The organism is Streptomyces sp. NPDC002619 (assembly GCF_042889305.1).
Classification (GTDB): domain Bacteria; phylum Actinomycetota; class Actinomycetes; order Streptomycetales; family Streptomycetaceae; genus Streptomyces.
The window spans coordinates 150,294-168,506 of sequence record NZ_JBIAQV010000009.1 but is presented as its reverse complement, the minus strand read 5'-3'; the positions used below and the strand labels follow the sequence as shown (position 1 = coordinate 168,506).

Sequence of the window (18,213 nt, the reverse complement as noted above, 5' to 3'; positions counted from 1 at the left end):
TCGCACCCTCTGCGTTCAGCGCAGCCAGCTCTGGTCGCGGACGACCGGGAGCTGGGCCCACAGCCTGCCGAGCCCCCAGGTGGCACCGGCGCCCACCGCCGCGAGGACGATCAGGGCCAGGGCGTAGATGACGTGGTAGTCGGTGAACGGGTTCGTGGACATGCTGGGCGTTCCGTCCGAGAGGTGCCTGGCCGGCGGCCACTCGGCTATCCACATGAACGCCATGATCAGGGTGCCCGCAAGGGCGGAGAGCCGCAGCGCGACGCCGGACATCACGGCCACGCCGACCCCGAGCATGCCGGGCATGAACAGCCAGTCCACCCAGGTGTCGCCGGCCCAGGAGTGGAACGTGGCCTCCATCGGGCCCGCGGCCACCGAGCTGAGGAAGCCCTTGGTGGGCGATCCGCCGTCGATCCAGCCCTTGCCCGACGCGGTGGCGTAGCCGAAGCCGAACGTCTTGTCGAGGAAGGCCCACAGGAAGACGAACCCGGTGAACAGGCGCAGGGACGCGAGGGCATAGCGCGCGGCGACGGTGCCGGTCCGAGCCGACGCGTCGGTCTCGGTTGCGGAGGCGGCCCCGTGCCTGCGGATGGACGGCAGGTGGAAGCCCGAGCTCCGATGCGGGTGCTCGTGAACGGCCATGGTGGTGTTCCCTTCGGGGACGGTCCGGGCGTTGCCTGACGCTCACTACTGTGCTGTGACCCACCGCGCGGCGCCGGATGCCGAAGGTCTGTGTTCGTTGGGCTGAACGGCCCTGCCCGCGGGGCCGGTTGGGGGACCGTGCGGCGTGGGAGGCGAGAGGTGCGGAGGACGTCTCGCGTCGGGGCTGCACGCCGGTGGATGCTGTGGCCTCACGGCGAAAGGCGGCTCATGACACGGGACTCGGGCGGACACGGCGGGGCGTGGCGGGCGCTGGTGCCCGGGCTCGGTGCCCTCCTCGGGTATCGGCACGCATGGCTCAGGGGTGACCTGCTGGCCGGTCTCACCGTGGCCGCGTACCTGGTGCCGCAAGTCATGGCATACGCGGGAGTGGCCGGTCTGCCACCGGTGGCCGGGCTGTGGGCGATTTTGCCGGCGCTCGGTCTGTACGCCCTGTTCGGCTCCTCGCGTCTGCTGTCGGTCGGCCCCGAGTCGACGTCCGCGCTGATGACGGCGACCGTGATCGGACCGCTCGCGGCCGGGGACCCGGGGCGGTACGCCGCGCTGGCGGCCGCGCTCGCGGTCACGGTCGGACTGCTGAGCCTGGTGGCGTGGGCGGCGCGGCTGGGCTTCGTCGCGGACCTGCTGTCCCGGCCCGTCCTGATCGGCTATCTGGCGGGCGTGGCACTGATCATGACGGTGGATCAGCTGTCCAAGCTCACCGGCGTACGGACGAGCGGCACCCAGTTCTTCCCCAAGTTGTGGTCGTTCCTGAGTCATCTGACGGACGTTCACCCCGCCACCCTGGTCCTCTCGGCGGTCGCGCTCGCGTTCCTGTTCGCCGTCGCGCGCTTCTTCCCGAAGGTTCCGGGCCCGTTGTTCGCCGTGGTCCTCGGTACGGTCGCCGTGGTGGCCCTCGACCTCGACAGCCAATACGGCATCCGGGTGATCGGCGAGGTCCCGTCGGGGCTGCCGGACCTCGCCGTGCCGGACCTGGGCGAACTACCGCACCTGGTGCTGCCCGCCCTCGGTGTCCTGCTCGTGGCGTACACCGACGTCATCCTGACCGCGCGGGCGTTCAAGGACCGCGACGAGGAAGGCCCCGGGCTCGACGCGAACCAGGAGTTCCTGGCCCTGGGCGCGGCCAACCTCGGTGCAGGTGCCGTACAGGGCTTCCCGGTGAGCAGCAGCGCCAGCCGTACTGCCCTGGCCTCCTCGGCGGGCGCGCGCAGCCAGGCGTACTCCCTGGTCGCCGGGGCGGTGGTGCTGGCCGTCCTGCTCGTCCTCAGCCCGCTGCTGACCCGTATGCCGTCCGCGGTGCTCGGTGCGCTCGTCGTCTACGCCGCCATGCGGATGATCGACCTTGCGGGATTCCGGAGGCTGGCGTCCTTCCGGCGCCGGGAGCTGTTCCTCGCGGCCGGCTGCCTGGCCGGGGTGCTCGCGCTGGACATCCTGTACGGGGTGATCGTGGCGGTGGGTCTGTCGGTGGCCGAGCTGCTCACCCGGGTGGCGCGCCCGCACGACGCGGTGGAGGGACTGGTGCCCGGGGTGGCCGGCATGCACGACGTCGACGACTACCCCGAGGCCCGCACGGTCCCCGGTCTGCTGGTCTACCGCTACGACTCACCCCTGTTCTTCGCCAACGCGGAGGACTTCCGGCGCCGGGCGCTGGCCGCCGTCGACGAACAGACCGACCCCGTGCGCTGGTTCGTGCTCAACGCGGAGGCCAATGTGGAGGTCGACATCACGGCTCTGGACGCGGTCGACGAGCTGCGCCGCGAACTCACCGGCCGCGGGATCGTGTTCGCCCTCGCCCGGGTCAAGCAGGAACTGCTCGACGACCTACAGGCGTACGGACTCCTCGCTTCGGTCGGCAAGGACCTCGTCTTCCCCACGCTGCCGACCGCCCTGGCCGCCTACCGCGCGTGGTCCGAGAGCCGGTGAGACGCGCGGCGGTCAGCCGCTCGTGAGGTCGGGGCGGACCAGTGTGCCCGACCTGCCGTGGACGATCTCGTACGCCGCGTCCAGGGCGCCGATCGCGGCGAGTCCCCCAGTGCGCTCGACGAAGCGGGCCGCCGCCTCGGCCTTGGGTCCCATGGAGTCGGCCGGGAAACCGCCGCGGCGCAGCTCGGCGGGGGTGGCGTCGAGGACGGGCCGCTGGTCCCGGGTGCCGTACCCCTCGTACACGTGCGGGACGTCGGTGAGGATCAGCAGGAAGTCCGCCTTCAGCTCCTCGGCGAGCAGGGCGGCGGTGAGGTCCTTGTCGACGACGGCCTCGACACCGGTCAGCGCTCCGGTGCAGCGGTCGGCGACGACGGGCACGCCTCCGCCTCCGGCGCAGATCACCAGGGCGCCGCCGCCGAGCAGTTCGTGGATCGTGTCGCTCTCCACGATCCGCTCCGGCTCCAGTGCCGGCACGACCCGGCGCCAGCCGCCGGTGTCCGCCGCGATGTGCCAGCCTCGCGTGCGGGCGAGCACCTTCGCGACGTCACGGGAGTAGACCGGGCCGACGCACTTGCGGGGCCGGGCGAAGGCGGGGTCGTCGGCGCGGACGACGGTGTGGGTGACCAGGGCGGCGACCCGGCGGCCGGGCAGGACGTCGTGCAGGGTGCGTACGAGCAGGGAGCCGATGAGCCCCTGCGCCTGCGCGGCAAGCAGATGCAGTGGACAGGGAGTGCTCGACGCGGGGTCGGCGGCACTCTCCGTGGCGAGCAGCCCGGTCCGCTGCCCGTCGCCGTGGGTGAGAACCAACTCGTGGTCGTGGGCGAGCGCGGCGAGCGCGGTGGCGACCCGCTCGATGCTCGCCTGCCGGCCGCCCGGGTCGGGGCGTTCGCCGCGGTGCGACAGGGCGTTGTCGCCGAGGGCGACGACGATGCGCATGGGTCAGTCCTCCGGGGGGTCCGCACGGCTGTGGTCCGATGTAGTGAGGTGTGTTCCGGTGTGTTGCTTGTGGCGGTCGCTGCCGATGATTCGACGCGCCGACGACGTTGCCGCGCCGGTCCGGCTCGGGACAGCGGCCACATGGACTCGCGGCGGTGCCGTTGGTCCCGGCGGCGCGGACCGGACCGGCCCGGCTCGCCCGGGAGTGCGGGCGAGCCAGGTCCGGGCGGCTGGAGGAGGTTGCGGAGGACGGCTCGGCACGCCTCCGCCGTGGTGGACCGTACGGCCCGGTCCACGGGCCTGGTGGCCCATGGCCCCGCAGCGCGTGCCGGCACACCCTGGGAGTGACAGCCCGTACGACGTGCCGGGGAGGCACCTCATGAACAGTCCCCCCACACCCAGCATGCTGCGCGCCCTGCCCGTAGACCACCGCCGTCGGCTCATGGATGTCGCCCGGGAGGTGTCGATCCCCCAGGGGACCCGGCTCTTCGACGAGGGCGCACGCGCCGACAAGTTCTGGATCATCCGCACCGGCACGATCGAACTCGACATGCGGGTGCCGGGCCGCCGGCCGGCCGTCATCGAGACCCTGGGTCACAACGAACTCGTCGGCTGGTCCTGGCTGTTCGCCCCGCACGCCTGGCACCTGGGCGCCGAGGCGGTCACGCCGGTGCGCGCCTACGAGTTCGACGCCGCGTCCGTCCGTTCCATGTGCCGGGACGACCCGGCTCTTGGCCACGCCGTAGGCCAATGGGTCGGCGAGGTGCTGGCCCACCGCCTGCGCTCCGCACGTACCCGGCTGCTGGACCTGTACGCCCCGTACGGCGCCGGCAGCGCCGTCTGAGCGGAGCCCACTCGTCCGCACGTTCAAGGAGTCGTCATGCACGGCACCCCGCACATCGTCAGCGACGTCATGACCCACACGGTCGCCGCCGTGGGCCCGCACGCCACCGTCAAGGAGATCGTGCGGCTGATGCGGGACTGGCGGGTCAGCGCGCTGCCCGTCATCGAGGGCGAGAGCCGTGTCGTGGGCGTGGTCAGCGAGGCGGACCTGCTGCCCAAGGAGGAGTTCCGCGACGCTCCGGCCGACCGGATCACCTTGTCGGACCGCCCCGACGCGCGGGTGAAGGCCGACGGGGTGACGGCGGGCGAGCTGATGACCTCCCCCGCGCTGACCGTCCATGCGAACGCCCCGCTCGCCGAGGCCGCGCGCATCATGGCCCGGGCCAAGGTCAAGCGGCTCCCCGTGGTCGACGACATCGGCCTGCTGGAGGGCATCGTCAACCGCGGCGACCTGCTCAAGGTCTTCCTGCGCCGCGACGAGGAGATCGCCGACGAGGTACGCCGTGAGGTCGTGTCCTACCTGTTCCCCGGACCGGCGTCGGCGGTGCGGGTGCGGGTCGACGACGGCGTGGTGACGCTCGGCGGGCGGATCCGGGACACGTTGCTCGTTCCCGTGGCGGCACGCCTGATCCGCGCGGTCGAGGGCGTGGTGGACGTACGGTTCGACCTCACACGCCGTGCGGCGACGGTGTCCCGGCCGTAGACCGGCGGAGCGGATTGCGCCGCCACCGCCGATCCCCGTACCGCCGTATGCCCTGCCTGCCGCGTGGGACAAGCCTCTCCGGCCCTGGTGAGTGGGGCCGGTCGGCCCTAGTGCATCCGGGCTCGGCGCGTGATGATCTCGTGGTGGGCAGCCCGCAGTCTGTCCTTCACCCGGGGAACGAGGGGCCTCATGACCGAGACACGCACCTTCACGGAGGAGAACCCGATCCGTGTCTTCCTGCTGGACGACCACGAGGTCGTACGACGCGGACTGGCAGATCTGCTGGACGCCGAGCCGGACATCTCCGTGATCGGCGACGCCGACACTGTCCAGCACGCGCTGGTCCGTGGCCCGGCGCTGCGTCCGGACGTCGCCGTGCTCGACGTACGCCTGCCGGACGGCGACGGCATCACGGTCTGCCGTGAACTGCGCAGCCAGATGCCGGAGCTGGCGTGTCTGATGCTGACGTCGTTCGACGACGAGGACGCCCTCCTCGACGCGATCATGGCCGGTGCCTCGGGTTACGTCCTCAAGCAGATCAAGGGCTCCGACCTGGTCTCGGCGGTGCGGACCGTCGCCTCGGGCCAGTCGATGCTGGACCCGGCGACGACGGCCCGTCTGATGCGTTCGCTGCGCGCCGACCCCGCGGAGACCCCGGCCATGCCGCCCGAGCTGGCGAGCCTGTCGCCCCGGGAGCGGGACATCCTCGCACTGATCGGGGACGGACTGACCAACCGCGAGATCGGCAACAGGCTGTACCTGTCGGAGAAGACCGTCAAGAACCACATCTCCCGCCTGCTGGCCAAGCTCGGCGTACAGCGCCGGGTACAGGCAGCGGTCCTCGCCTCACACCTGGAACAACCGGAGCCGGGCGAACGATCGGCGAGGTAGAGCGCGCCCGGCCGACGGGAGGGCAGTCCTCGCGGAGGGAGGTGACCTCGGCGGCGGGTGTCTGCGAGCACGCGGGCGTGACCACGACAGGCGACGGACGCCGACATGCACGCGGGCGCGACCCCGGCCGACGACGGATGCCGGCACGCGGGCGTGCGATCGGTGGGGGCGGGAGACCGCCGAGCCGTTCAGCATCCAAGATGCTGATCCGCCTCGGCTACGGCCCCGAGGGCCCGCCATCGCCGCGCCGCTCAGCCCAGCGGGTCATGGACGACGGGCTGCTGTCACGGGGCGCCGCAGGCCTGCGCTGACGCCGAGCCGCGGCCCCGGTCACGACTGCTCGTGGCGCACGATCACGACGGGGCAGCTCGCGTGCTGTGCGACGTTCTGGCTGACGGATCCCAGCAGGGCCCGGGCGAAGCCGCCCCGCCCATGGCTGCCGACGACCACGATCTCGGCATCCTCGGCGGCTCTCAGCAGGACGTCGACCGGGTTGCCGCGCACCAGGAGCGCCCGGACCTCGCCCGCTCCCTCGGTGCCGAGCGCGTCCGTCAGTTCCTGGGTGAGCTGCTGCCGGGCGACCTCCTCGTCGAAGTCGGTGTCCACGGCCGGGGCGGACCAGCCGTACAGCCCGCCCAGCTCCCACGCGGCCAGCGCGTCCACGTGGCCGCCGACGAGACCGGCGTACCGGACGGCCCAGCGCAGGGCCGCGTGCGAGGACGGCGACCCGTCGACCCCCACCACGACCCGTGGTCCCGAGACATCCTTGTCCATACGACCCACCTCTCCTGCGGCCTCGCGCCCGCCCAACCGGTCCACCGCTCCCTTCCACGCTGCGCGACACGGGGCCACCCCGCCAGGGAAGAGCGTCCGAGGGCATGGCGCCCGATCCCCCGACGAGCACGTTTCGGCAGTGGTGCAAGGTGAGGATCGACGAGTGCGTGAGCGCGGGCGGGAACGCTCCCGCCGGCACGGTCCTCCTCGACGGTGAGTCGCCCCCGCCCAAGCCGACGGAGTAGATGCTGACCCGGGCAGCAAGCTGCGCGCGTTACTGGCCGCGCTGCTGGTACAGCGCGCTCACGTCGGACGACAGCTGGCTCTTGACCCAGCGGGTGAGGTCGTCCGCGAGGACCTCGTGGGCTCCCGCCTCGACGCCGTCGAGCGCGGCCACGGCGATGTCGTGGGCGTTCGCCTTGGGTGCGTCGATGTTCGTCGTCATGTCGGTGGCCACGTAGCCCATGTGCAGACCGGTGACAGAGATGCCGCGCGGCTGCAGGTCCAGGCGCAGGCCGTTCGTCTGCGCCCAGACCGCGGCCTTGGTGGCGCTGTACGCGTTGCCGTCGGCGAGCCAGGACAGTACGGAGTGGACGTTGAGGACATGACCGCCGCCGTTGCGCTCGATCACCGGCGCGAAGGCACGGGTCACCAGCAGCGGGCCGTAGAAGTTGGTCTCGAACTCGCGGCGGATGTCGTCGACCGGCGCGGTCAGGAGCCGCGCGCCTGTGGCGATGCCGGCGTTGTTGATCAGGACCGTGACGTCCTGCGCCTGCGCGGCGGCCGCCGCCACGGAGTCGGGGTCGGTGACCTCGAGAGCCAGCGGCACGGCGTCCGGGTGGGTCACGGTACGCGGGTCACGGGCCGTGGCGTACACCTTGCCGGCGCCCCGCGCGTACAGCTCCTCCACCAGCGCCTTGCCGACACCCCGGCTGCCGCCGGTGACGAGAACGACGGAGTCCTTGATCGCGGTCATGAGAGTCTCCAGACATGTGAAACCGATCGGTTTCCCGCATCGTAAACCGATCGGTTTCCACATTCAAACGGGGGCACGTTCCGCCGCCTCAGGGCGAGGCACCCCGCGTGTCTCAGGGTGAGACGCCCCGCGCCGCCGTCGTCCCGCACGCTCGTCGTGACACGGCACAAGGCGGCGAGGCAGGGAGGCCCGGGATGGCGGCACGGTCATGGGGACACCGCGAACGACTGCTGGCGCTCGGCGGGTTCGGGGTGCTGCCGGCGGTGTGCGGCGCGCTCGCGACGGCGACCGGCGCGACGGCGAACCCGGGCGTGGCCCTCACCGGGACAGCTCTGGCCTGCCGGGAAGGGCTCAACGGACCGGACCCGGCTGCCCCGCACAGTCCACCGGCGCCAGAGCGTGACGACGATCAGCACACCCACCACCGGTCACCAGCCGCGAGGGTCAGAGCTGGGAGCGGGCTTCCACCTGCACGCTCACGCCACCCGTCCACGGTGGGAAATCCCATTGCCGGACACTACGTCTGACACGGGATCGCTTAGCTGATCAGAGACGCTGCTCACGATGATCCCGGCGATCGCGGTCCTGGCCGCCGGTGCCGGGCCGACCCAGAGCCTGGTCCTCAGCCAGATCATCCTCTCCTTCGGCATCCCCTTCGCCCTGATTCCACTGGTCCTGGTCACCCGGGACCGCGCCGTCATGGGGCGCTGGGTCAACCGGCGGGCGACGACGTACGGCGCCTGGGCGGTCAGTGCCGTCGTGGCGGCACTCAACGTGGCCCTGCTGGTGAGCGTGTTCAGCGGCTGACGCGGGTTCGTCCCGCACTCCCGCAGGACGGGCGTTCGGAGTCCGACGCAGGGGACCGGCCGGCCCAGGGGGCGCACCCGCCGGCCGGTCCCGCATCCGTGTCACGTGCGTCGGCGCCGTCGGCGCGCGGTGGCCGCCGCACGCCGAGTCGGGCGCTGCTCACCCGTGTACACGTTCATGGGGGTGCCGCGGAGATCGGAACCACGCGCTCGTGGCGGTTCCTGAGCCGGCGGGGCCTCACGATTTGGTCGACACCATTCTGTCTACAGTATTCCACTTCACACTGACAAGACTCGCGACAGCACACATGGAACAGCGCATGAAAGCCGAGCGAGCCGCGTAGACTGTAGACAGAAAACAATCTTCGGCTCGGGTGAGTCGCTACCGAGGAGTGAAGCCATGGCGCCTGCCGCGCTGCCGACCGGTTCCGTCTCGAAGCTGGACCGGCCCGGCCCCCTGCGCGAGCGCGCCTACGAGGCCCTCCTGGAGCTCATCGTCACCAGATCTCTCAAGCCCGGACAGCATCTGGTCGAGACCGAACTCGCCGGACTCCTGGGCGTCTCGCGCCAGCCGGTCCGCGAGGCACTGCAGCGGCTCAACACCGAGGGATGGGTGGATCTGCGCCCGGCGCAGGGCGCCTTCGTGCACGACCCGACGCAGGAAGAGGCCGACCAGCTGCTTGTCGTACGCGGCCTGTTGGAGGCGGAGGCGGCGAGGCTGGCGGCGGCCAACGCCACGCCTCGGGCCACGGGGCGGCTGCGCGAACTGTGCGACGCGGGTGAGCGGGCGCTGAAGTCCGACGACGTCGATGCCGTGGTCGCGGCCAATGCGGCGTTCCACGCGTACGTGATGGAGCTCGCCGCCAACTCGGTGCTCGCGGAGTTGTCGGCACAGGTGGACCGCCGCGTGCGGTGGTTCTACACGCCGGTCGCGCGCACCCGCGGCGCGCTGTCCTGGGAGGAGCACCGGGCGATGATCGACGCCATCGAGTCGGGCGACGAGCAGCGCGCGCAGCAGTTGATGCGGGCCCACACGGAACACACCCGCACCAGCTACCGCGAGCGCGCGGCCCAGGCGGCACGGAACGGTCGCGCCGGTTCCGGGCGGCTGTAGACCGGCCCACGGTTCCGGGCGTTGCCGCTGCCGCGAGGACGTCGTACAGCTCCCTCACACATCCCTGCGCAAAGCATTCGGCACTTGAGGCGTAGATACTCGACCGGTTGCGGTATACAGTATGCAATCCTCCGAGACTTCAAGGAGCCGCTCCATGTCGTACCGCTCCGCCCTCTCCTATGTCTTGAGCAGCACCATCGCCTCCTCGGCCGAGCAGACCAGCGCGCACGAGAGGTTCCCGCGCGCGTCGGTGGCCGCCCTCGGAGAGGCAGGGCTGCTCGGGCTCACGGCCTCCGCCGACGTCGGTGGCGGGGGCCTGGGCCTCACCGAGGCCACCGACGTCGTGAGCCGGGTCTCCCGCACCTGCCCGGCGACCGGCGCCGTGCTGCGCTCGCACTACGCCGCCGTCGCCTTCCTCGAGGCGTACGGCAGTCCCTGGGTGCGCCGAAAGGTCGCCGTCGGCCACCACCTCAGCACCCTCGCCCTGGCCGACGACGGACCTGGCGATCCGGGCCCCGCGGCGCGACGCACCGGCGACGTGGTGGCACTGCACGCCCGCAAGCGCGACGTCGTCGCGGCGGGCGAGGCCGACAGTTACGTCTGGTCCTCGGGGCCCGTCGAGGGCGGCACGGGGCAGACCCTCTGGCTGGTGCCGGCCGAGGCACCCGGTCTGTATGTGCCGGCCCGGCCGAGCGGCGCGGGTCCGCGCGGCAGCGGGACCTCCACGGTGTGCGCCGACCCGGTACTGATCCCCGCGGGCGCGCTGCTCGGGCAGGACGACGGCGGGCTCGACGGGGTGCTCAGCACCGTGCGCGCATGGCTGGCCTCACTGCCTTCGGCCGACACCGCGCCGGCGGCCCTTCTCTGACCGCCCCACCCGGCGCGGCTTCGGACCGCGTCCGGGCCGTACTTGGCGCGCTCCGGACGGTGGACGTATCGAATCCGGACTGCATACAGTATTCGAGAACCACTCGAATACACGACTCAGCTACACAATCAGCTCGCACTCAGGGGCGTTATGCACCGCACGAGCAGGGCGGCCAGGTCGCCGCGCTCGTCGATCACCACCCCGTGGAGCCAACGGATCAAGGCCCGAAGGATGCACATGTGCACGACGGTGAGGGGGAGGACATGACGACGAGCGTCAGTGACGTGACGACGGAGGCCGCCATCAGTGCGATCGTGGCGGCCCATCGCGGCCATCGCGGCCCGCTGCTTGAGATTCTGCACGCCATCCAGGCCGAACTGGGCCATGTACCGAAGGAGGCCATCCCGTTGCTCGCCCGGGAGCTCAATCTGTCCCGGGCGGACGTGCACGGGGTGGTCTCCTTCTACCACGACTTCCGTGAGGCTCCGGCCGGGCGTACGACGGTGCGCATCTGCCGTGCCGAGGCCTGTCAGGCGCTCGGTGCGGGCGCCCTGGTCGGCTGTGCCGAGGAGAAGGGCGTCCCGCTCGGCGAGACGCGCGCGGACGGTTCGGTGACGGTGGAGCAGGTCTTCTGTCTCGGCAACTGCGCGCTGGCCCCGTCGGTCGAGGTGAACGGCCAGGTGCTCGGCCGCATGAGCGCGGACCGGCTGCGCTCGATCCTCGACGAGGCGGTGACGTCATGACCCAGGACACGAACTCGCCGGTGCGGGTGTACGTGCCGCGCGACTCGGCGGCGCGGTCCGTCGGCGCCGACGCGGTCGCCGAGGCGATCCGGAAGGCCGCGGCCGACCAGGGCCGGCAGATCGAGCTCGTCCGCAACGGGTCGCGCGGCATGCTCTCGGTGGAACCGCTGGTCGAGGTCGTCACGGCCGAAGGACGCGTCGGATACGGCCCGGTGACGCCCGAGAACGTGCCGGACCTCGTCGCCTCCGGCCTCCTGGACGGGGCCGACCACGCGCTGCGGCTCGGGCTCGTCGACGAACTGCCTTGGCTGGCCCGCCAGAACCGGGTCACCTTCGCCCGGGTCGGCGTCACCGACCCGCTCTCCCCCGAGGACTACGAGCGCCACGGCGGTCTGACCGGACTGCGCAAGGCACTTCAGCTGCCGCCCGCCGAAGTCGTGGCCGCGGTCACGGAGTCAGGGCTGCGCGGCCGGGGCGGGGCCGGGTTCCCGGCCGGCATCAAGTGGAAGACCGTGCTCGACTGTGCCGACGAGCTGAAGTTCGTCTGCTGCAACGCCGACGAGGGCGACAGCGGCACCTTCGCGGACCGCATGGTCATGGAGGGCGACCCGTTCATGCTCATCGAGGGCATGACGATCGCCGCCCACGCCGTCGGAGCGAGCGAGGGCTATGTCTACATCCGCTCCGAATACCCCGACGCCGTGGCCACGATGCGCGCCGCGATCTCCGTCGCGCGCGAGCAGAACTGGCTCGGCGAGCGCATCCTCGGCTCGGACCTCACCTTCGACCTGCACGTACGCGTCGGCGCCGGGGCGTACATCTGTGGCGAGGAGACCTCCATGCTGGAGAGCCTGGAGGGCAAGCGCGGCATGGTGCGCGCCAAGCCGCCGATCCCCGCGATCACGGGCCTGTTCGGCAAACCGACCGTCGTCAACAACGTCCTCACCCTCGCCACGGTCCCGGTGATCCTCGCGAACGGCGCGCAGGCGTACCAGGAACTCGGCGTGGAGCGTTCACGCGGCACACAGGTCTTCCAGTTGGGCGGCAACGTGGCGCGCGGCGGCATCGTGGAGACCGCGTTCGGCATCACGCTGCGCGAGCTGGTCGAGGACTTCGGCGGGGGCACGCTCAGCGGACGCCCGGTACGTACGGTGCAGGTGGGCGGGCCGCTGGGCGCCTATCTGCCGACGTCGATGTTCGATCTGCCCATGGAGTACGAGGCGTTCGCGGCGGCCGGCGCCATGCTCGGGCACGGCGGTGTCGTGGTCTTCGACGACTCGGTCGACATGGCGGCGCAGGCGCGCTTCGCGATGGAGTTCTGCGCCGCGGAGTCCTGCGGCAAGTGCACACCGTGCCGTGTCGGTTCGGTACGCGGTGTCGAGGTGATCGACCGGATCGTGGCCGGTGAGGAGCGCGACGACAACCTCGCGCTGCTCGAGGACCTCTGTGAGCTGATGACCGACGGATCACTGTGCGCCATGGGCGGGTTGACCCCGATGCCGGTGCGCAGCGCCATCACACACTTCTCGGACGACTTCCTCGCGAGGAAGGAGGGCACGGCATGACACTGCTCAAGGAGCCCGACTACGGAACCCCGGAGCGACCGGGGGCGGCGACCATCTCTGTCGAGGTGGATGGGCTGCCCGTCACGGTGCCGGAGGGCACTTCGGTGATGCGGGCGGCGGCACTCGCCGGCGTCGACATCCCCAAGCTCTGTGCCACGGACAGCCTGGAGCCGTTCGGTTCCTGCCGGTTGTGCGTGGTGGAGATCGACGGCCGCCGCGGCACCCCGGCGTCCTGCACGACGCCGTGCGCCGAGGGGATGGTCGTACGCACCCAGACGCCCAAGGTGGAGAAGCTGCGCCAGGGCGTCATGGAGCTGTACATCTCCGACCATCCGCTGGACTGTCTGACCTGTTCGGCCAACGGCGACTGCGAACTGCAGGATATGGCGGGTGCCGTCGGGCTGCGTCAGGTGCGGTACGGGTACGAGGGCGAGAACCACCTCGACGCCGAGCCCGACAAGAGCAACCCGTACTTCGACTTCAGCCCGTCCAAGTGCATCGCCTGTTCCCGCTGTGTCCGCGCGTGCGGCGAGGTGCAGGGCACGTTCGCGCTGACCATCGAGGGCCGTGGCTTCGACTCGAAGGTGGCCGCGGGCGCCGGCGAGGCCTTCATGGACTCCGAGTGCGTCTCCTGCGGCGCCTGCGTCCAGGCCTGCCCGACGGCGACGCTGCAGGAGAAGTCGGTCGTCCAGCTCGGCATGCCGTCCCGCTCGGTGATCACGACGTGCGCGTACTGCGGCGTCGGCTGCTCCTTCAAGGCCGAGCTGCGCGGCGACGAGCTGGTGCGGATGGTGCCGTACAAGGACGGCGGCGCAAACGAGGGCCACTCCTGCGTCAAGGGCCGCTTCGCCTTCGGCTACGCGACCCACCCCGACCGCAAGCTCAAGCCGATGGTCCGCGAGCGGATCACCGACCCGTGGCGCGAGGTCGAGTGGGACGAGGCGATCCGGACGGTCGCCACGCGGATGCGGGCCATCCAGGAGACGTACGGCCCCAGTTCGATCGGTGCCATCAGCTCCTCGCGGTGCACCAACGAAGAGGTGTACGTCGTCCAGAAGATGGTGCGTGCGGCCTTCGGCAACAACAACGTCGACACCTGCGCCCGCGTCTGCCACTCCCCCACCGGCTACGGGCTGAAGCAGACGTTCGGCGAGTCGGCGGGCACGCAGGACTTCCGTTCGGTGGCCGAGGCCGACGTCATCATGGTGATCGGCGCCAACCCCACCGACGGGCACCCGGTGTTCGCCTCGCGGATGAAGCGGCGGCTGCGTGAGGGCGCCCAGTTGGTCGTGGTCGACCCGCGCCGCATCGACCTGGTGCGCTCCCCGCACATCGAGGCCGCGCACCACCTCCAGCTCAAACCGTCCACCAACGTCGCCGTCATCAACTCGATGGCGCACGTCGTCGTCACCGAGGGCCTGGTGGACCGCGGCTTCGTGGCGGACCGGTGCGAAGGGTTCGACGAGTGGGCCGAGTTCGTCGCGCTCCCGGAGAACAGCCCGGAGGCGACCGAGCCGATCACCGGGGTCCCGGCCGACCAACTTCGCGCCGCAGCACGGCTGTACGCGGCCGCGCCCAACGCGGCCATCTACTACGGCCTCGGAGTGACCGAGCACAGCCAGGGCTCCACGATGGTCATGGGGATGGCCAACCTCGCGATGGCGTGCGGCAACATCGGCCGCGACGGTGTCGGCGTCAATCCGCTGCGCGGTCAGAACAACGTGCAGGGCTCCTGCGACATGGGCTCCTTCCCGCACGAGTTCACCGGCTACCGGCACGTCTCCGACGACGCGGTGCGCACCGTGTTCGAACAGCTGTGGGGCCGCGAGCTGCTGCCCGAGCCGGGCCTCAGGATCCCCAACATGTTCGACGCGGCGATCGACGGGTCGTTCCGGGGCCTGTTCGTGCACGGCGAGGACATCGCCCAGTCCGACCCGAACCTCCAGCACGTCAGCGCCGCGCTCGCGGCTATGGACCTGGTCGTGGTGCAGGACCTGTTCCTCAACGAGACGGCCAAGTTCGCGCACGTCTTCCTGCCGGGCGCGTCGTTCCTGGAGAAGGACGGCACGTTCACCAACGCCGAGCGCCGGGTCAACCGGGTGCGCGCGGTGATGAAGCCGAAGACGGGCAAGCACGAGTGGCAGATCGTCTGCGAGATCGCCACCGCCATGGGCTACCCCATGGCGTACGACCACCCGAGCCAGATCATGGACGAGATCGCCCGGGTGACGCCGACGTTCAAGGGCATCTCCTTCGAGGTCCTCGACAAGCTCGGCAGCGTCCAGTGGCCGTGCAACGACGAGGCACCCGAGGGCACCCCGACGATGCACGTGGACGAATTCACGCGCGGCAGGGGGCAGTTCGTGGTCACGACGTACGTCCCTACGGACGAGCGCACCACCTCGCGCTTCCCGCTGGTGCTGACCACGGGCCGTATCCTCAGCCAGTACAACGTGGGCGCGCAGACGCGCCGTACCGAGAACGTGGCCTGGCACCCCGAGGACGTCCTGGAGCTGCATCCGCTGGACGCCGAGAACCGTGGCATCAGGGACGACGATCTGGTGACGCTGGCCAGCCGCGTGGGCAGTACGACGCTGAAGGCGAAGGTGTCCGACCGAATGCCGCCGGGTGTCGTCTACACCACGTTCCATCACCCGGTGACCGGCGCGAACGTGGTGACCACCGAGAACTCCGACTGGGCGACCAACTGCCCGGAGTACAAGGTGACCGCGGTCCAGGTCGGGCTCGCCCATCCGCTGGCCCGGCACACCTCGGAGTCCGTCGAGGCCGGCTCGCTCGCGGGGGTGGACTGAGATGGCCGCCGCCGTGCCGTCCGAGCAGCGGATGGCGAACCAGATCGCCACGAACCTCCGTCACCAGCCCTCCGACCGGGCCGCCGAGACGCTCGCGGGCCACATCCAGCGGTTCTGGGACCCACGGATGCGCGCCCGGCTGTTCGAGCTGGTGGACGCCGGGGCGGACGGTCTGGACCCGGTGGTGGTCGCGGCCGCGCGGCTGCTGCAAAAGGCCCAGGAGGAGCGCGTGGGCTGACCGCCCGCAACCGGCCGACGACCGGACAGCGCCCCGTCTCCCCTCAGAGCGAGGGGAGACGGGGCGCTGTCGTGTGTACGGGAGCTCAGGCGGCCTCGGCGTCGTCCAGGCCGCGGCTGGTGACCAGCCGGACCTGTCCGTCGTCGAGGTGGTAGGAGAGGCCTACGACCGCCGTCCGGCTCCGCACGAGCGCGGGCGAACGGTCCAGGAGCAGGTCCACGGTGTGCCGTACGTGCTCGTCCACGATGTCGGGCTCCTCGCTCAGGCCCGCCGCGCGCGCGGCCAGCACGCTGGAGGTCACGCGTTCGACGACGTCTCGTACATATCCGGCCGGGGTCAGGCCGTCTTCCAGGGCGGTGCGTGCGGCGCGGATGGCGCCGCACGAGTCGTGCCCCAGAACCACCACGAGGGGACAGCCCAGTTGGCCCACGCCGTACTCGATGCTGCCGAGCACCTCGGGACCCAGGACATGGCCGGCGGTGCGTACCACGAAGAGGTCGCCCAGCCCGCGGTCGAAGATGATCTCCGCGGCCAGGCGTGAGTCGGAGCATCCGAAGAGCACAGCGAAGGGATGCTGGGCGGGCGCCAGTGAGGCGCGATGCGCGGCACCCTGGTTCGGGTGCTGCGGCTCTCCTTCGACGAAGCGCCGGTTGCCCGACAGAAGGATGTCGAGGGCCTGCGCTGCTGTGGGCGTACGGGTGAGGGCCATGAACAAGTATAGGCCCGAACTCCATACAGTATGCAATACGCGTGCAGGGGTTCTACGGGCGTCAGGCGGGCCGGGTTCCGGGTTCGGACGGCGCCGGCGACGCGTTCTCGGCGCTGCGGCGCGCCAGCAGGTCGGTGGCCGCATGGACGGCCCGCAGCGTGGGCGCCTCGGCGCCGGTGATGTCGGCGATCTCGACCACGGCCGTGACGAGGGCGTCGAGTTCGAGCGGCTTGCCCGCCTCCAGGTCCTGGAGCATCGACGTCTTGTGGTGGCCGACGCCCTCCGCGCCGCGCAGCCGCTTCTCGATGGAGATGTCCGGCGTACTGCCGACCCGGGCCGCGATGTCGAGGGTCTCCGCCATCAACTCGGCCACCAGCCGCCGGGTCTGGGGGTGACCGCAGATCTCCGCCATGGTCGCGCGGGTGAGCGCGCTGAGCGGGTTGAACGCGACGTTGCCCATGAGCTTGATCCAGATGTCGTCACGCAGGTTCTTCTCGACGGGCGCCTTCAGACCGCCGGCGACCATGGCGTCGCTGAGCGCCGTACAGCGCTCGGAGATGTGGCCCGCGGGCTCACCCAGCGAGAACCGGGTGCCCTCCAAGTGCCGGATGACGCCGGGTGCCTCGATGACGGTCGCCGGGTAGACGACACAGCCGATGGCCCGCTCCGGCGCCAGGACCGCGCTGGTGGCGCCGCCGGGGTCGACCGCCTCGACCCGGCGGCCCTCGTAGGGCCCGGCCAGTTGGTGGAAGTACCACCAGGGGATGCCGTTCTGTCCGGCCACGACGGCCGTGTGCTCCGCGAGCAGCGGTTCGATGAGGGGCCCGCAGGACGGGTAGGAGTGCGCCTTCAGACCGAGGAACACATAGTCCACCGGGCCGATCTCGGACGGGTCGTCGGTCACGTGGGGCCGGGCGGTGAAGTCGCCGCGCGGGCTGTTCACCCGGACCCCGTCGGCCTGCATGGCCCGCAGATGCGGGCCGCGGGCTATGAGGTGCACCTCGGCGCCACCCCGGTCCAACGCGGCGCCGACATAGGCACCGATCGCGCCGGCCCCGAGGACTGCGATCTTCATGGAGACTCCTCTCGATTGAAGACTGTATACTGTATTCAGACTGATCGCGCATGTCCACCAACTCCGCGTAACCAAAGGCCACAGACTTCGACAGTCGAAGACCAGCGGTTCAGGCATTGCATACAGTATGCGATCCGCACTACCCTCGTCCGATCCAGACGTTCCCGTGTGTGCTCTCCTCGGCCCCGGCGGGGCGGAGAGCGGGAAACGCCCATCCTCAGCCAGGAAGAAGCACATGACTGTGATCGGAGTGCCGCGGGAGACCGCGACCGGCGAACGCCGCGTCGCACTGGTCCCGAAGGTCGTCGAACGCCTGCGCGCAGCGGGCCTTTCCGTGGTGGTCGAGCCCGGCGCCGGGTCCGGCGCCCTCATCCCCGACGAGCAGTACGAGCAGTACGAGCAGTCCGGAGCCGACCTCGGCGACCCGTGGCCGGCCGACGTGGTGGTCAAGGTGAACCCGCCGACACCCGACGAGATCGGCCGGCTGGGTTCCGGCTCCTCGCTCATCGGCTTCCTGGCACCGCTGACCCGGCCGGAGATCGCGGAGTAGCTGCGCCGGTCCGGCGTCACCGGCTT

General features: G+C 71.0%; 18 protein-coding genes. 12 read left to right on the top strand and 6 right to left on the bottom strand.

The features are described 5' to 3' along the window. Window positions 1-15: 15 nt before the first annotated feature. Window positions 16-642, bottom strand: coding sequence for a hypothetical protein (locus tag ACFYXB_RS17615; RefSeq protein WP_389582982.1), 627 nt, complete (start codon window positions 640-642; stop codon window positions 16-18). Between the two features lie 228 nt (window positions 643-870). Between ACFYXB_RS17615 and ACFYXB_RS17610 the strand changes: the two genes are divergently transcribed. Further along, complete coding sequence (locus tag ACFYXB_RS17610) at window positions 871-2,583, top strand: SulP family inorganic anion transporter (protein ID WP_389582979.1); 1,713 nt, start codon at window positions 871-873, stop codon at window positions 2,581-2,583. A 12-nt stretch (window positions 2,584-2,595) separates the two neighbouring features. Here the strand turns inward: ACFYXB_RS17610 and ACFYXB_RS17605 are convergent, their stop codons facing one another. Beyond that, on the bottom strand, window positions 2,596-3,519 hold the full coding sequence (locus ACFYXB_RS17605) for a carbamate kinase (RefSeq protein WP_389582976.1): 924 nt from the start codon (window positions 3,517-3,519) through the stop codon (window positions 2,596-2,598). A gap of 379 nt (window positions 3,520-3,898) precedes the next feature. On the opposite strand from ACFYXB_RS17605, the gene ACFYXB_RS17600 reads away from it, so the two are divergent. The 3 genes from ACFYXB_RS17600 to ACFYXB_RS17590 all read left to right on the top strand — a co-directional run bounded on the left by ACFYXB_RS17600 (window position 3,899) and on the right by ACFYXB_RS17590 (window position 5,956). Beyond that, window positions 3,899-4,363, top strand: a complete 465-nt coding sequence (locus tag ACFYXB_RS17600; RefSeq protein ID WP_389582973.1) for a cyclic nucleotide-binding domain-containing protein — start codon at window positions 3,899-3,901, stop codon at window positions 4,361-4,363. Window positions 4,364-4,399: 36 nt separating this feature from the next. Next, window positions 4,400-5,065, top strand: a complete 666-nt coding sequence (locus tag ACFYXB_RS17595; RefSeq protein WP_389582970.1) for a CBS domain-containing protein — start codon at window positions 4,400-4,402, stop codon at window positions 5,063-5,065. 189 nt (window positions 5,066-5,254) lie between these two features. Further along, on the top strand, window positions 5,255-5,956 hold the full coding sequence (locus ACFYXB_RS17590) for a response regulator (RefSeq protein ID WP_389582967.1): 702 nt from the start codon (window positions 5,255-5,257) through the stop codon (window positions 5,954-5,956). A 330-nt stretch (window positions 5,957-6,286) separates the two neighbouring features. Here ACFYXB_RS17590 and ACFYXB_RS17585 read toward each other — a convergent pair whose 3' ends face one another. Beyond that, window positions 6,287-6,730: a universal stress protein gene (locus ACFYXB_RS17585; RefSeq protein WP_351354868.1), complete on the bottom strand. Its 444-nt coding sequence runs from the start codon at window positions 6,728-6,730 to the stop codon at window positions 6,287-6,289. Between the two features lie 274 nt (window positions 6,731-7,004). Then, complete coding sequence (locus tag ACFYXB_RS17580; protein ID WP_351354866.1) at window positions 7,005-7,706, bottom strand: SDR family oxidoreductase; 702 nt, start codon at window positions 7,704-7,706, stop codon at window positions 7,005-7,007. A gap of 564 nt (window positions 7,707-8,270) precedes the next feature. Here ACFYXB_RS17580 and ACFYXB_RS17575 point away from each other — a divergent pair. The 7 genes from ACFYXB_RS17575 (at window position 8,271) to ACFYXB_RS17545 (ending at window position 15,853) form a co-directional block, all read left to right on the top strand. Then, window positions 8,271-8,513 (top strand): divalent metal cation transporter, encoded by a 243-nt coding sequence (locus ACFYXB_RS17575; protein WP_389582963.1) that lies wholly within the window; start codon window positions 8,271-8,273, stop codon window positions 8,511-8,513. A gap of 399 nt (window positions 8,514-8,912) precedes the next feature. Beyond that, window positions 8,913-9,626, top strand: coding sequence for a GntR family transcriptional regulator (locus ACFYXB_RS17570; protein WP_389582960.1), 714 nt, complete (start codon window positions 8,913-8,915; stop codon window positions 9,624-9,626). Window positions 9,627-9,780: 154 nt separating this feature from the next. Further along, entirely contained in the window at window positions 9,781-10,494 is a 714-nt protein-coding gene (locus tag ACFYXB_RS17565; protein ID WP_389582958.1) for an acyl-CoA dehydrogenase family protein, read from the top strand. A 263-nt stretch (window positions 10,495-10,757) separates the two neighbouring features. Continuing rightward, a complete protein-coding gene (locus tag ACFYXB_RS17560) occupies window positions 10,758-11,237 on the top strand; it encodes an NAD(P)H-dependent oxidoreductase subunit E (RefSeq protein ID WP_389582955.1) in 480 nt (159 codons plus the stop codon). Then, entirely contained in the window at window positions 11,234-12,802 is a 1,569-nt protein-coding gene (locus tag ACFYXB_RS17555; RefSeq protein WP_389582953.1) for a formate dehydrogenase beta subunit, read from the top strand. Before ACFYXB_RS17560 ends, ACFYXB_RS17555 begins: the two co-directional genes overlap by 4 nt. After that, window positions 12,799-15,615, top strand: a complete 2,817-nt coding sequence (fdhF, locus tag ACFYXB_RS17550; protein ID WP_389582951.1) for a formate dehydrogenase subunit alpha — start codon at window positions 12,799-12,801, stop codon at window positions 15,613-15,615. Before ACFYXB_RS17555 ends, fdhF begins: the two co-directional genes overlap by 4 nt. A gap of 1 nt (window position 15,616) precedes the next feature. Next, on the top strand, window positions 15,617-15,853 hold the full coding sequence (locus ACFYXB_RS17545; protein ID WP_389582948.1) for a formate dehydrogenase subunit delta: 237 nt from the start codon (window positions 15,617-15,619) through the stop codon (window positions 15,851-15,853). A gap of 85 nt (window positions 15,854-15,938) precedes the next feature. Here the strand turns inward: ACFYXB_RS17545 and ACFYXB_RS17540 are convergent, their stop codons facing one another. Together ACFYXB_RS17540 and ACFYXB_RS17535 are read right to left on the bottom strand one after the other, a co-directional pair. Continuing rightward, on the bottom strand, window positions 15,939-16,562 hold the full coding sequence (locus tag ACFYXB_RS17540) for a carbonic anhydrase (protein WP_389582946.1): 624 nt from the start codon (window positions 16,560-16,562) through the stop codon (window positions 15,939-15,941). 61 nt (window positions 16,563-16,623) lie between these two features. Beyond that, complete coding sequence (locus ACFYXB_RS17535; RefSeq protein ID WP_351354839.1) at window positions 16,624-17,637, bottom strand: 2-dehydropantoate 2-reductase; 1,014 nt, start codon at window positions 17,635-17,637, stop codon at window positions 16,624-16,626. Window positions 17,638-17,872: 235 nt separating this feature from the next. Between ACFYXB_RS17535 and ACFYXB_RS17530 the strand changes: the two genes are divergently transcribed. Next, window positions 17,873-18,187 (top strand): hypothetical protein, encoded by a 315-nt coding sequence (locus ACFYXB_RS17530; RefSeq protein WP_389582943.1) that lies wholly within the window; start codon window positions 17,873-17,875, stop codon window positions 18,185-18,187. Window positions 18,188-18,213: the final 26 nt, after the last annotated feature.